This window comes from Opitutus terrae PB90-1 (genome assembly GCF_000019965.1).
Taxonomy (GTDB): Bacteria; Verrucomicrobiota; Verrucomicrobiia; order Opitutales; family Opitutaceae; genus Opitutus; species Opitutus terrae.
The window spans coordinates 1561698-1576868 of sequence record NC_010571.1 but is presented as its reverse complement, the minus strand read 5'-3'; the positions used below and the strand labels follow the sequence as shown (position 1 = coordinate 1576868).

The 15171-nt window shown below is 65.5% G+C and carries 7 protein-coding genes; 2 read left to right on the top strand and 5 right to left on the bottom strand.

Going from position 1 to position 15171, the window contains the following annotated elements; genetic code table 11:
- Positions 1–18: 18 nt before the first annotated feature.
- The 5 genes from OTER_RS06440 to OTER_RS06420 form a co-directional block, all read right to left on the bottom strand.
- The gene (locus tag OTER_RS06440; RefSeq protein ID WP_012374094.1) at positions 19–3015 is read right to left on the bottom strand and encodes a glycosyl hydrolase family 28-related protein; all 2997 of its coding nucleotides are present in this window, start codon (positions 3013–3015) and stop codon (positions 19–21) included.
- Between the two features lie 115 nt (positions 3016–3130).
- Positions 3131–3973 (bottom strand): glycoside hydrolase family 16 protein, encoded by an 843-nt coding sequence (locus tag OTER_RS06435; RefSeq protein WP_044891622.1) that lies wholly within the window; start codon positions 3971–3973, stop codon positions 3131–3133.
- Between the two features lie 75 nt (positions 3974–4048).
- The gene (locus OTER_RS06430) at positions 4049–5446 is read right to left on the bottom strand and encodes an MFS transporter (RefSeq protein ID WP_012374092.1); all 1398 of its coding nucleotides are present in this window, start codon (positions 5444–5446) and stop codon (positions 4049–4051) included.
- 24 nt (positions 5447–5470) lie between these two features.
- Positions 5471–6898 carry a glycoside hydrolase family 30 protein gene (locus tag OTER_RS06425; RefSeq protein ID WP_012374091.1) on the bottom strand — a complete coding sequence of 476 codons (1428 nt, stop codon included), beginning with the start codon at positions 6896–6898 and terminating at the stop codon, positions 5471–5473.
- A gap of 161 nt (positions 6899–7059) precedes the next feature.
- Complete coding sequence (locus OTER_RS06420) at positions 7060–10002, bottom strand: TonB-dependent siderophore receptor (RefSeq protein ID WP_012374090.1); 2943 nt, start codon at positions 10000–10002, stop codon at positions 7060–7062.
- A gap of 445 nt (positions 10003–10447) precedes the next feature.
- Between OTER_RS06420 and OTER_RS06415 the strand changes: the two genes are divergently transcribed.
- Both OTER_RS06415 and OTER_RS06410 read left to right on the top strand, forming a co-directional pair.
- Positions 10448–11521, top strand: a complete 1074-nt coding sequence (locus OTER_RS06415) for a LacI family DNA-binding transcriptional regulator (protein ID WP_012374089.1) — start codon at positions 10448–10450, stop codon at positions 11519–11521.
- Between the two features lie 164 nt (positions 11522–11685).
- Positions 11686–15159: a hypothetical protein gene (locus OTER_RS06410; RefSeq protein ID WP_012374088.1), complete on the top strand. Its 3474-nt coding sequence runs from the start codon at positions 11686–11688 to the stop codon at positions 15157–15159.
- The last annotated feature ends 12 nt before the right edge of the window (positions 15160–15171 follow it).

Genomic DNA, 15171 nt, shown 5'->3' with positions numbered 1-15171 from the left:
CCTTCAAATATGACAGGCTCAGCGCAGCCGAAACGCGTAGAGCGAGGTCCGCGCCGCGATGAACAGCGTGCGCCGTTCGGCTCCGCCGAACGCGATCACCGCCGGACGCTCGGGCACCTCGATGAGGTCGATCAGCTCGCCGTGAGGATTGTAGACAAGAACATTTCCGGCGCAGACGTAGACATTGCCGGCGGGATCGACCGCCGTGCCACACTCGCCTTCTTCGGCGAACAATTCCGGCTCCGCGAGCGCGCCGTTAGGCTGCATGCGGAACCGCCACGTTTTCTGGCCAAACTCATCCGCGACGTAGACCGGCTCGCCCGCCCGTGCCGGCAGCAGCGCGTAGGCCCGCGCCACATCGATCGTGCCCGCGCCCCAGCCGCCGCGCGGCTCGGTGAGCCTGGCATACGACGACGGCGCGGGGATCAACGCGCTGCCATCGGGCGACACATAGTGCAGCGTCGGTGCGGCGGTGTTCGCCGCGATCCAATCGTGACCGTCGCGCCAACGGTTCGCCGGCAACCAGAAGACCGCGTCGTTTCGGACGGCCGCGGGTGCGGGCGTGAGCACGGCGATCGCCGACTCACGGGCGTTCGGCGGCAAGGCGTAGACGTTTCCGTGGCGCGCAACGACGAGCAGGTTGCCCGCTGCGTCGAACGCAAGTGCGACGGGCTGCGGAATCGCATCGGTCACCAGCGACAATCCCTCCGCTGGCGCCCAGCGCCAAATCCGGCTCGCCGCCTGATCGACGAAGGTCACGCTGCCCGCGGCGTCCGCAGCGAGGCCATCGATGCTCGTGAATCCGCCCGCGAGTTTCTCGACGCGCAGCGCAGCGCGTTTCGCCGGCGGCCGGCCGGACACGTCCAGCCGCGCGATTTCGCGCGCGCGAATCTGCACGCCGTGCGTCTGGTCGACGAGCGTGTTGTCGAAGCTGAGCTTGCCCGGACTGTAGACGTGCAGTCCGCGGAAGCGGAGCGCGTGCGAGTTAGTCACACGAATGCCGGTTTCGAACGGCACGGGCAGGTCGACGCGGTAAATGAAAAAGTTCGCCACGAGCAGATTGCGGCAGCCGTCAATCTCCAGCGGCAGCGCGTGCGGACTCTCGCCGCGCTCCTCCTCGGTCTGCAGCGCATAGAACTCCCAATTGGCGACGTCGCGCAACTTCACCTCGTTGCGGACATGATGCTCGCTCGACATCGCGTAGACGCGGCCCGGCGTCGAGGTGTGCGAAACATAGAGCCCGGCCGCGGCAAACGGACTTGGCGTCCAGAGCCCCTTGAACGTGCCGCCGCCGCCATCCGTCACCCACAGGCTCCAATGCTGCGAGTCCCACCGGCGCTGCGGATCGGGATCCGCGGTGCGGTTGTCGTTGTAGATCGCGAGCCACTGACCGTCCGGGCCGTAGGTGCCGTGCCCGCCGAGGAAGCGGACGTCGTTCACCAGCGAGCGCTCGCCGGCGCACCACTTCAGGGCGACGGCGCGGTTGTTCACGCCGCCAGTGTCGAGACCGATGCCGGTGACGATGTTCGTGCCGCCGCGCGGTGCCTCGAGCAAGGGAACCGGCGCACCCTTGCCGGCGAACGGCGGCAGCTGCAGCCAGGCTCGAGGCACCCCCGGAATGTCCGGCACCTTTGGCCGCTCGGTCGGACCGTTCACGCCCTGAAACGCCGCAGTGAAATCATCGATCACGATCTGCGTGGTGATCGGGCTCAGCCCTACCAGCACCGTGTCGGGCCGGAGCAGAATCGGCTCGGTGACGCGATACCGGCCACTTGGCAGATAAATCGTACGGTGCTGCGCGATCGCGGCGCGCAAGGCCGCGGTGTCATCGCTGACGCCATCGCCCTTCGCGCCCAGCGTGCGCACGTCCACCCAGCTGGCCATTGGCGGCAGTGGGGAAATGTCGGACTCGACCAACGCCGGCAGCGCCTCCAGCGGCTCGAGCACGCTGGTCGTGTGGATTCTCGGCATCGCGCCGAGATCAGTGACCTGCAATCCGTGCGAAAACTCCTGCACACGATAGTGCTCCGCCCGACCTGCGATCTCGCGGCCACTCTCGCGGAAACGCGCCAGCCGCGGCACATCGGCGCACACCACGTTCTGCAGATTGATCTGCGTGCGCGCACTCCGCTCGTCGCTGATCACGAGCGCCGGACCGCTGATCCGCTCGAGCCGGCAATCCTTCATGAACAGTTCCTCGGCGCGCTCCGGCCGGACCACCACCGCCGTCGCCACGTCCGCCATTCGCACGCGAATCAATGTGAGCCCGCCCTCCTCCGTTTCGATCGCCGCCTGCCGCTGGCCGACAAACGATGAGTCGAGCAACACGAACGGCCAGCTCGGCGACGGTTTGTGCAGGGTGATTCCGAACTCGCCACCGTGAAACTGCAGGTCCTCGGCCTCGTTGCCGACTTCCTCGACACCCGCGCGGCCTTCGCCGATCCGAAATTCCATGTGCGCAAGATGGCAGTGCTGCGCGAAGTGCGCGCGCACGCCGACCGCGGCGGGATTTCCCGGCCCGATCTCGATGTCGACGTTGCTGATTCCCGAGTAAAACGTGCCGGGGTTCGCGTCGCGGACCGGCAGATCGGGCGTCGCGGGTCGATCGCTCACGAAATGGACGAGATATTTTCCGGCGCCGTCTTGGTAGCCTGGTGTGTTGGCGCCGAGCACGAGCACCGGCCGATTCGCCCCGTAGCCAATCAAACGGATTCCGCTCCACACCTGCAGCGCGCGGGTGAGACGGTAGCGGCCTTCGGGCAAGAACACGATTCCACGCCGCGTCGTTTCCTGCACCTGATCGATTGCGCGCTGCAGCGCGGCGGAATCGTCGCCGAGTCCGTCAGCGTGAACACCGAATGCTTCACGCGTAGCGTAGACCGCCTGCGGATCATCGGGCCGGAGGGGATAAATCGAGACCGACGCGGTGGCCACGGGGGCAAGGGTGAACACCGAAACGAGGAAAAGGCCGCACTGCGCGAAGCGACGGAGCCAGGGAAGGATTTTGAACGGCATACGAAAAGCAGTTTGAACGCGGGCGATGCTTCAGGTGTTGGGTCGGATCCGCACCCCGCCGGTTTTCGCCCTAGGCGGGGTCAGGAGACCCCGCCCTACAATAATCCGGCGCCACTCACGGCTGCGCGTGGGGCCGCTCGTAGACCCGCACGTAGTCGATTTCCATCCGCTGCGGGAAAATGGAATTGTCCACGCCCTTGACGCCGCCCCACGCACCGCCGATGGCCAGATTCAGCACCAGATGGAAGGGACGGAAGAAGGGCCACGACTTCCAATCGCCGCCATCTTTGCGGGAGGTGAAGTAATGCCGGTCGTCGATGTAGCCGCGGATCTCCTCGCCATCCCATTCGAGCGCGTAGATGTGGAACGCGCTCATCGCATCGGGCACGTTCATCGTTGCCGTGCGCTGCGTGTTTTTCTGCCACTGGTATTTCTGACTGTGCGTCGAGACGTGGATGACGCCGGGGTCGTAGCCGACGTGCTCCATGATATCGATCTCGCCATTGTCGGGCCAGCCGCCGTCACCGAGGTCCCAAGTCGTCGGCAGCATCCAGATCGCGGGCCAGGTGCCCACGCCCTGCGGCAGCTTGGCGCGGATCTCGAACCGGCCATAGAGCCAGTCGCCGTGGCCCTTCGTCACAAGCCGCGCCGACGTGTAGTTCTTCTCCTGCCAGGGCTCGCGCCGCGCTTCGATGATCAACCGCCCGTTTTCGATGCGGGCATTTTCGGCGCGGGCGTCGGTGTAGAACTGGAGCTCGCGGTTGCCCCAGCCGTGTCCGCCCACGTCGTAACTCCAGCGGGCGGGATCCGGCAGTCCGTCGCGATCGAACTCGTCGGACCAAACGAGCTGCCAGCCGGCGGGCTTTGACGCGGTGGCGGGGGCGGCGGAGTCGGAGTCTGCCGCCGCGGCGAAACCGGCGGCGGCGAGGAACAAGAGCAGCCAGGGAAGATGTTTCATGGGCGAAACGGTCAGAAGTGTGGGTTCCAGCGCAAACACGAGAAGAGGGCGTCGCGTCCCCATCCCAGCCGGTGGCTAGGAGGTGGAGACCGCGGTCGCCGGCGCGGCTTTCCGCGCGGCGAGGTCGCGCTCGATCTGTTTCACGAGCGGCTCGTCGATTTTATAGAACAGGATCGCCAGTCCGCTCAGTCCGCCGAAGAGCGCCGGCAGCAGGCTGAACAGGATCGTGATGCCGTGGATCGCGCGCGGGGATTGCGCCGCGTTGGCCACGAAACCGTAGTAGCTGAGCATCCAGCCCAGCATCGCCGAACCGATCGCGAGGCCGACTTTCTGCGCGAACACGGTGGCGGAGAACACGAGCCCGGTGGCGCGGCGACCGTTCTTCCACTCGCCGTAGTCGGCCGTGTCCGCATACATCGACCACACGATGGCGGGCGTGGGCCCGGCCACGAACTGCCCGACGATGTTCAGCACGTAGAGCAACACGGTCGAATGCGGATCGACGAAGTAGAACGCTGCCATGGTGAGCGCGTTCACGACCGTGCATGTGATCATCAACCCGCGCCGCGGCAACAGACGCAGCAGGAGCTTGGTCGAGAGCGCGCCGGCGATGAAGCAGAGGAACCCGACGAGATTGAAGGTGCCGAGCGCGGCCTCGTTGCCGACGCAATACTTGAAGTAGTAGATACCCGAGCCGCTGCGCATCCCGACGTTGGTGAGGTTGAGGAACGCGACGAAGAAAAGGATCAACCAGGGCGGATTGCGCATCAGGTCGCCGATGTCCTCGCGCAACGAGGATTTCTGCGTGGGCGGCGGGGCGACGCGCTCCCGCGTGTTGGCGAAGGTGTAGAAGAACATGCCCACCGACACGGCGGCGAAGATCCACATGGTGTTCCGAAATCCGATCGCCGGGTTGCCCGTCACGCCGGTGAGCGCGTCCTTCAACCACGGCACGAGCCAGCCGATGAGCAGCGCGCCGGTGAACGCGCACGCGAAGCGATACGTCGAAAGCGAGGTGCGATCCTCCGACGACGGCGACATCACGCCCATGAGCGCGCCGTAGGGCGTGTTGATCGCGGCATAGGTGATCAGCACGAGCGTGTAGGTGACGTAGGCGTAGATCAGTTTGCCGTCGGTGCTGAGGTTCGGATTCGCGAACATCAGCACGCCCAGCAGTCCATACGGAATCGCGCCCCACAGGATGTAGGGCCGGAACTTGCCCCAGCGGCTGTTCGTGCGGTCCGCGATCGCACCGATCACCGGGTTCAACACCGCCACCAGGATCGGCGTGATGAACATCAGCGTGCCCACCGAAGTCGACTGCAACCCGAAGATGTCGGTGTAGTAGTAGACCAGGAAGAGATTGAACGCCTGGAAATAGAAATTCGATGCGGTGTCGCCCAAGCCGTAGGCGAATTTTTCCCGGAAGCTGAGACGCGGCACCGGCGCGGGAGTGGAAACAGGCGGATTCATCGAGAAAGCGAGCGGGGATGAAGGTTACGGCCGGCCAACGTAGGTCTGGATCGCATGCGCCGGGATCTCGCACGCGAGCGCCGTGCCGTCGGTCGTGAGATTGAAGGGCTGGGCGGTGTCGGTCGCGTTGAGCACCACGCACACGAGTGAGCCATCCGGATTCACAAACGCAACGGTGTCGAGGCCCGCCGCGGCGGTCGTCGACTCGACGCAGTGCGCGCCGGGCGCGACGAAGCGGCTGAAATGCGCGATGTAGTAGAACGAACTCTGGTAGTGCACCTCACCCGTGGCGGTGTCGACGATCACCGGCGCATCGCAGAGATTTCCGACGTGATTCGGGCCGCCGGTGCGGTCGAGTGCGATGTTCCAGTCGATCCAGCCACACACCCAATTGCGGAAATCGCCGATCATGTTGCGCGCGTAGCGTTCGCCGCGATCCCACCGGCCGAGCTTCACGCCGCCTTCCCAGCAGCCCTCGGTGAACAGAATCTGTTTTTGCGGAAACGCCGCGTGCACGCGCGACGAGGCGGCGAAGTCCTCGCTGACATACCAGTGAATCGCCGAGCCCCACAGGTACTGCGCGCTCGCCGGATCGCCGAACAGCGCGGCGGCGCGCTTTTCGAAAATGTCACGGTTGTGGTCGAAGCCGATCAGCCGCATATCGCCGAGCCCCGCCTTCTGCAACGTGGGGCCAAGATGGTCGCGCACGAAATCGCGCTCCTCTTCCGGGGAAAAGATGCACGACTCCCACACCTGCACGGCCTCGGGCTCGTTCTGCACCGTGAGCGCCCACACCGGAATCTTTTCCTCGCGATGCATCGCTTCGACGAACTTCACGTAAAACCGCGCCCACGCATCGCGATACTCCGGCCGGAGCGCACCGCCGGAGTCCATCCGGCCGTTCGTTTTCATCCACGCGGGCGGACTCCACGGCGACGCCGTCAGCTTGAACCGGTCGGCACCCGCAATGGCATACGCGTCGCGCAACAGCGGCATCAACCAACGCTGCATCGGCGCGAGCGTGAAATCGTGCAGGTAGTAGTCGCCCGGCGTCTCGTCGAGCGACCAGATCGAAAGCGAGAAATCGCAGCTGTTGATGTGCGTCCGCGCGAGGGTGTAGCCGATGCCTTCCTGCGGATCGTAGTAGCGGCGCAGCACCTCGAGCCGCTTTTCCGCTGGCAGCTGCGCGAGCACCCAGGCGGAGGATTCCGTGAGCGCGCCGCCAAAGCCGACCATCTGCTGACGACGCTGGTTCGGATCGGCCCGGAGCACGGGCGCGTCCGTGCCGGGCGCAGGGGCGTTCGTTGACAGCGCGACCGCGGTAAGTCGGTGGTCGTTGTCGCGGGCGGTTTCGATGAGAGACCAGGAACGCATCGGCGTAACGGCGAGGGCGGAGACGGTCAGCACAAGGAGACCGGCGCCATGGAAGAGCACGGAGGAGCGTGGAAACATGAGGCGGAGAAGACGGGACGGCGGATCAGCAGGCGCGCCGCCCAGCCGGAAAAAGCCGGACGACGGCCGTGCCGTCGTCCGAACTGGTAACTACCCTGAACCTAGACCACCAAAGGCTAGTCCCGGCGCGGGCGAAGCCGTTCGCCCGCGCCGGCATGACCTCAGAAGCTGTAGGAGGCCTGAAGGCGGAACTCACGCGGCGACGAATAGATGAGGCCGTAGAGTTTCCGGTCGTCGAAGATGTTGCCGATGTTGAGCTGCACGCTGGCGTCATGCTCATTGAGCTTGAACGCGTAGCGAACCATGGCGTTGGCGACATAGCGGGCGGGCGTCTTGAGGACGACGATGTTGCCATTCTTGTCCGTGATGCGCTGGCCGCCGCCGTGCGTGATGCCGGACTGATATTCGCGCGGCGACTCGTAGCCGCCGCCCAAGCCGAAGGACCAGCCCTGCATCGCGCTGTGCTTGTTGAAGGTGTAGTTGGCCCAGATGGACGCCTGGTGCTCGGGCGTGTCGTCCTGCTTCTCACCATAGCCGAAGCCGGTGCCGGTCCAGGTGGAGGTGTCGTTCGGATCGCCATATGCGGTGGCGATTGGCTTGCCGGTCAGGCCCCAATCGGTGTTCGGGAAATACCAGACGGCCCAGCGGTCCTGCGGGTTGGGCGACTTGGCGAAGTTGCCGGCGGAGGTGATGATCTTGTTGATGTGGGTGTAGCTGGCGACGATCTGCAGTTCGTCGACCGGGGTCCACACGACGTCGGCCTGCCAGCCCTTGCTCTGGTCGGAGCCGCTCACGTATTCGTTGCCACCGGGGCCCGAGGCGCGGTCATCCCAGGAGTTGTTGGTCTCGGAGTCGACGTTGTAGAGCCAGCCCGGCCAGCTCATGCCGTGGGCCGTCGTGAAGTCGAAGACGGCGTCGAGGAACGCGGCGCCCGTGGCCGTCGACGCGTTGACATACCAGTTGGTGTTGCCGCTGACGGTCTTTTGGTAGATCGCACCGGCGTTCTGCGCGGCGGTGAACTGGGCGGTGGCGGCGTCGCCGGCGCCATTGGTCCAGTTCGGGCCGCCGAAGGCCTGCGGTGCAAATTCGTTGATCTGGTAGACGATGGGCTTGTCGGTCTTGAAGTTCTTGTAGTTCGAAGTCGGGGCCCACCAGTAGAAGAACTGGGAGCCAGAGCGGTCGATCTTGAAGGAGCTGACCGAGCCGGAGATACGGCCGTGCATCAGGTCGAACTTCACGCCGTATTCCGTGCTCTTGGCGATGGTCGGCCCCATCGGTATGCCGTTGACGTCGATGTTGCCGCTGAAGTTGGGCTGCACGCCCTCGGCCTTGAGCGCGAAGGCGGAGAGGCTCTTCGTGATCTCGACGCTGATACCACGCTGGTAGGTGCGGACCTTTTCCTTATCGCTGCGCGCGGAGGTCGCGGCGGTGCCGTCGCGAAGGTTGGTGAAGACAGAGTTGTCGCTGTAATCATCGCGGGCGCCGAGGATCAGCATGACGCGGTCCTGGAGAAATTTGCCGGAGTAGACGGCGTAGGTGGACTGGTCCCAGGCGATGGTCTTCTTGTAGGTCTTGTCCTCCATCGCGATGTCGGCGGTGCCGTCGCCCTGCGTGCCGAAGCGGATCGGCGAGGTGTCGAGCGGGCTCCTGTAGTTGTTGAGGTCCTTCTTCGTGCCGCGAGCGTCGGAGAGGTTGATCTGCTTCTCTTCGGAGTGACCGACGAGGAGGGAGTTGGAAAACGCGAGCCACTTATGATTCTCGAACAGCTTCAGGTTGCCGGTGACCTCGCCGCGGACCTGATCGTGGGAATTCTGGGTGATGGTGTCATTCCAGCCGTAGCTGAGGGCGACGTCGTCGACCTTGCCATTCTTGACGTTGGTGTTGCTGTCGCCGCCGGTCTTGTCGAGGGCCGCGATGCCGAAATCGACGGTTTTGCGGAGGCTCACCGGCCCGAGGCCGGTAACGAGATTGCCGCCGACGTCGCGCTGGTTGAACTTCGCCTTGCCGAAGTTGTAGCCGACGAGGGCGTGGATGTGCTCGCCGATCCCCTGGTCGACCTGCAGGCGCAGGTTGCTGGAGGTCGTTTTCACATAGGTGTCCGGACCGCTCCAACGGAAGGTGTAGGGATCGGTGCCGGGCAGCGTGTAGAAGTCGGCGTGCTCGCCCTGGTCGCCGCCACTGACGCCGGTCATCGCGCGGACGCGCTGGAAGCCGACGCCCTTGTCGGTCTGCTTGCCGTATTCGAAGTCGGCGGTGACCTTGGTCGTCTTGGTCGGCTCGAACATGATCGCCGGCGAGATGAAGGTGTGGTCTTCCTTCCGATAATCGGTGTAGTCTTCCCGATCCTGCAACGCGCCGGTGAGGCGGTAGTTGAAATTCCACTTCTCGGTAATCGGGCCGGTCGTATCGACCGTGACGCGCTTGAAGTCGTAGCTGCCGTAGGTGACGGCGACCTCGGAGAAGCGCTTCGCCTCGGGGGCCTTCGGCAGATAGTTCACGATGCCGCCGAAGGAACCGATACCGTAGAGCAGCGCGGTCGGGCCGAAGGCGACCTCGACGCGGCCGATGTTGATCGAGTCGACTGCATGCTGGCGGCGGAAGCCGTCGCGCAGAACGGTGTCAGTAATGTAGCCCCGGATCTTGTAGGAGGAGCCGGAAAGATTGGCCGTCGCGCCCTCGGGATTGTTCACGCCGCCAGGACCCTGATACGCGCCGCCGGGCGTGCCCTGGTCGTTCTGGCTGCGCAGCTGGATCGCGGAGGTGTAGGAGAGCGCCTGGCGTAGATCGGTCGAGCCCGTGTCGCGCAGGAACTTCTCCGTGATGACCGCGATCGGCATCGGCAGGTCCTTGATGGACTCGTTCAAGCGCGTGCCGGTGGTGGCATTGGTCGCCTTGTAGCCCCGGTCCTTGTCGGTGGTGACGGTGAACGGTGAGAGCACGATCGCGTCGGATTCCCCCGCGGAGGCCGAGGCGACGGACGCGGTGGTCGCGCTATCGGCGGGCGCTGCGGTTTGGGCGATCAAGGGGGCGGGAACGACGAGCGCGCACACCAGCAGCGCGAGGGGCAGGCGATCCCGCCGGAACGGGACAAGCGATGTTTTCATGAGTAGGACGAGCGGGGTGGGTTGGGTCAGTGAACAGTCCGACATGACTTGTTTTTGGAGCCTCCAACGCCCTCCGTTGAGCAGCTCGGGCGGGCGGGCGGAAGCGGAGAAAACGTTCAGCGGGGCGGTTCGGGGTTGAGGAGGATTGCACCTGAACGCGGTGGCAATGTGGCGCGTAGTGGGCGCGACGTGACCGCGCGTGTCAACATAAATGTGCACAGATTCGTGCATGCTGAATTGACGGCGATTGTATTCTGAACCGGGGCGTTTCTCATAGGTAAATGTCCGGAAATTCCCATCGATCCCGCCGCCCGCCGCCGCATTTCATGCACCTTATGTAGCGTTTTTGTGCACAGATATTTTTCTCTTGTAATCGCAAAGTTACTTTACAGTGTGCGGCACATGCCCCATCCGGATTTCTGCTTGGATTGACTGCTCTTTTGCCGTGTCCCGCTCCCTGAACCAGCAACGGCTCGCTGAGCAACTGAACCTCTCCCGGACCACGGTCTCCCGGAGCTTGGCGAACCATCCTGCAATCAGCGCGGAAACACGCGCGCGGGTGCAGGCGCTCGCCGCGGAGATGGGCTACCGCGGAATTCCCACCCGCGGTGTGCGCCGCGCCCGCGGCAGCAAGCCGGCGACCATCGGCGTACTCATCGGCGTCCCGGCCGAGAACGTGGCGATGGCCACCTTTCCTTTCATTCTTCAGGGCATTCGCGATCGCGCCGAGATCGAGCACCTGGCGATCGACGTCTGCTTCGAGAAACCCGCGCTGCTCGATCCCACCTCGAAACGTCAAAGCATTTTCCGGCACATCCGCGCGGGCGACTGGCGCGGCACCGTCCTGATCTACCCTTTCCCGGAAGTCGCCGTCGAGGTCATCTCGCGCAAGATCTCCACCGTCGCGGTCCTCGAAAGCTACGCGTCCGCGGGTGTCGACACGATCGATACGGATGACTCCGCCGCGATTCTCACACTCGTCACGAGGCTCCGCGACCAGGGACACCGGCGGATCGGTTTCGTCACATGGGACTACCCCGTCGGCGGTCACTGGTCGATCCGGCGTTTCGGCGGCTACGTCGAGGCGCTCTTTCAACTCGGGCTCGAATTCCGTCCCGATTGGTCGATCAACATCAGCCGCCAGGTGCCGCACCTCTCCGAACTGGGACCGGCGATTCCCGACCGGGTCGTGCAACTGATGGCGCAGGAGCGGATCACCGCGTGGGTCTGCGCCGCCGATCACCAGGCTTACCATCTCATTCGGGAACTGCAGGCGCGCGGCATTCGCGTGCCGCAGGATTGCTCCGTCACCGGGTTCGACGGCCTCGAACCGCCCGCCGGGCTGCCGCAGGTCGCCTCGATGGCGGTGCCGCACGCCGACATCGGCTCCTCCGCGGTCGCACGGCTGGTGAGCCGTATCCTGCATCCGAATTCCCCGCGCCGCAAAATCCTCGTCGAGGCCCGGCTGGTCGATGGCGCGACCATCGGCCCGGCGCCGAGCGGCGCGATCGTCTCATGACTTTTTCGTCGTCAATCCCCGTTCGCCCCCTGCCGGCCGCGACCCGCCCTGGAGCAGCCTGGGCCCGCCGCGCGGCGACACCGTAGCCGCTCATCGGCGCCGGTTCCGGCCTTTCCTCCGATTCCCGTCCGCCGGGAGTCCAGATTTTCTGTGCTCATTTTTCCATGATCTCCCTCTCGCCCGAACCGCCCGCGCGCGCCACCAGTGAGGGCGCGTTTGTCGACGCGTTCGGAGGCCGGTTTTACCGCCTTCAACATTGCGACCGGCTGCCGCCGTTCCTGATGAACGTCGTCAGTCCGTCGGATCTGTGGCTTTTTCTCGCCTCGAACGGCGGTCTCACCGCCGGCCGCGCCAGTGCCGATCACGCGTTGTTTTCCTACCAGACGGTCGACCGGATCTACGACAGTGCCGGCGTGATCGGTCCTTTCACCGCGATCCGCGTGGCGCTGCCGGGCGGCGGCGAGGTGCTGTGGGAACCGTTCGCCGAGCACACGCCGCACCTGCAAGTGGTCCGGCGCAATCTCTACAAGAGCATCGAGGGCGACCGCGTGTGGTTCGAGGAGCTCAACCTCGAGCTCGGGCTCGCGTTCCGTTACGGCTGGGCCACCGCGCAGGATTACGGCTTCGTCCGCCGCTGTCAGCTCGAGAACCTGACCGATGAAACGCGTTCGGTGCGGCTCGTCGACGGGCTGCGGCACGTGCTGCCGCCAGGCATTCCGGCGCGATTGCAGAACGAAAGCAGCTGCCTCACCGACGCCTACAAGACCGCCGAACTGCTGCCGGGCACCTCGCTCGCCGTCTACTCGCTCGCCGCGGGGATCATCGATCGAGCGATCCCGATGGAGTCGCTGCGCGCCAGCGTGGTCTGGTCCGAGGGGCTGCCGGGTGCCGACATCCTGCTTTCGGACGTGCAGCTGCCCGCGTTTCACGCGGGCGAACGCATCCAGGGCGAGACGCATTGCCGCGGAATTCGGGGCGCCTACGCCGTATCCGCTGCGCTGACGCTCGCGCCCCGCAGCCAGCAGGCGTGGATGATGGTCGCGGACACCGAGCTCACGCAGGCCGAGGTCGCGCGCCGCCGGCAGCAGCTCGGGTGCGGAGGCATGCCCGAAGCCGTCACGCGCGCGATCGAGGCTTCGACCGAGCGGCTCCGCGCGATCGTCGGTCTGGCGGATGGTCGCCAGGCGAGCGGAGCGGAGGCGACCGCCGTCCATCACTTCGCCAACGTGCTGTTCAATCTCATGCGGGGCGGGATCTTTGTCTCCGGACACGAGATCCCGTGTGGTCCGTTCGCTGCGTTCGTGCGCACACGCAACGTCGCCACCGCCGAGCGCCACGCCGCGTTTCTCGCCGGACTGCCCGCGTCGTTACCGCGCGCCGCGTTTCTCCAGCAGCTCGCCACGCATCAGGACCCCGAGTTGGAGCGACTCGGACTCGAATTTCTGCCGCTTACCTTCAGCCGCCGTCACGGCGATCCGAGTCGGCCCTGGAACCGTTTCAACATCCGCGTGCGGGACGCCGCCGGCCAGCAGGTGCTTCATCACGAGGGCAATTGGCGCGACATTTTCCAGAACTGGGAGGCGCTCTGTCTCAGCTTCCCCGGCTACCTCGAGAGCATCGTCGCGAAATTCGTGAACGCCTCAACGATCGACGGCTACAATCCGTACCGTTTGTCGCACGCGGGCATCGACTGGGAGCTGCTGGATCACGACGACCCATGGTCCTCCATCGGCTACTGGGGCGATCACCAGACCATTTACCTGCTGAAGTTCCTCGAGTGGTCGGGCCGCTTTCATCCCGGCGCGCTGACCACATGGTTGCGGCGCGACCTGTTCACCTATGCCGCGGTGCCGTACCGGATCGCGACCTACGCCGCGATGCGACGCAATCCGCATGTGACGATCGAGTTCGACCTCGAGCGTCACCGCGCCATCGAGGCCGCGGCAGCTCGCTTCGGCACCGACGCGCGACTGGTGCGCGACGCCGATGGGCGGGTGCGGCACGTGAATCTCACGGAGAAACTGCTGCTGCTCGTGCTCACGCGGCTGACCAACTTCGTTCCCGGCGGCGGCATTTGGATGAACACGCAGCGGCCGGAGTGGAATGACGCCAACAACGCACTCGTCGGCTACGGCGTTTCGGTTGTCACGCTCTGCTACCTCCGTCGATTCCTCGCCCATCTCCAGCAGCACCTGCTGCCAGCATTGGGCGACGACGAGGTCGCACTGACCGCGCCGCTCGCGCAGCTTGCACGTGCCGTGGCCGGCGCACTCGAGCGGCATCGTGGCATGCTCGGCGCGGCCGCGATCACGCCGGCCGCCCGGCGCAGCCTGCTCGACGCGCTGGCGGAGGCCGGCACCGCCTACCGCACGCAGGTTTATACGCACGACAGCGGCGCGCGCGCCGCGCTCACGCCGGCCGGGATTCGTGCGCTGATCGACACGGCGCTGGCGTTCGTCGATCACAGCATCCGCGCCAACGCGCGACCGGACGGGCTGTATCACGCCTACAATCTGCTCGAGTTCACCGAGCAGCCCCCGGGCGTGGAAATTCGTCATCTCGCCCCGATGCTGGAAGGCCAGGTCGCCGTGCTCAGCTCAGGGGTGCTTCCCCCGTCTGAAGCGGTCGCACTGCTCGAAGCGCTCCGCCGCAGCCCGCTTTATCGCCCGGATCAGCACAGCTACCTGCTTTATCCCGACCGCCAGCTCCCGGGTTTCCTCGAACGGAATCGCATTCCCTCTGAAGCGGTCGCCGGTTGCGCCTTGCTGCACGATCTGCTGCAGGCGCGCGACGATCGTCTCGTCGTGCAGGACGCGAGCGGCACTTGCCGGTTCCATCCGGATCTGGTCAACGGCGCCGCGCTCGAAGCGCGGCTGCAGGCCCTCGCAGCCGATCCCGCTTGGGCGCAGGCCGTCGCGCAGCACGCGGGCCGCGTGAAGGCCGTGTACGAGGAGGTCTTCCACCATCGCGCGTTCACCGGCCGCAGCGGCTCGATGTTCGGCTACGAAGGGCTCGGCTGCATCTACTGGCACATGGTGTCCAAACTGCTCCTGGCCGTGCAGGAGAATCTCGCGCTTGCTGAGGCCACTCGCTCGCCCGCGGCGGCACGACTGGCCGAGCGATATCACGAGGTGCGCGCGGGACTGAGCTTCAACAAAACGCCGGAAGAATACGGCGCGTTCCCCACCGATCCCTACTCACACACGCCCGGTCACTCGGGCGCACAACAGCCCGGCATGACCGGCCAGGTGAAAGAGGAAATCCTCACGCGGCTCGGCGAGCTCGGCGTGCAGATCGACGCCGGCGAACTCCGTTTTGTCCCGCGCTTTCTCCCCGGCGACGAATTCGTGTCCACCGAACCCGATTTCGCCTACACCGATGCCGCCGGGAGGGAGCAACGGCTTCGGCTCCCCACCGACGCCCTCGCGTTCACGTTCTGCGGCGTGCCGGTCGTCTACCGGCGCACGAGTGGTGAGCCCCAGCTGACGCTGCATTTCACCGACGGCAGCACCCGGACGAGCCGCGAGGCTGTGCTCCCGCGCGAGTTGGCCGCCGAGGTGTTCTCGCGCAGCGGCCGGATTGTGCGACTCGAGCTCGCGCTCGGCCGCGAGTTCCAGCCGTGGCATTCGTCCGCTTGATCCCCGCTCGGC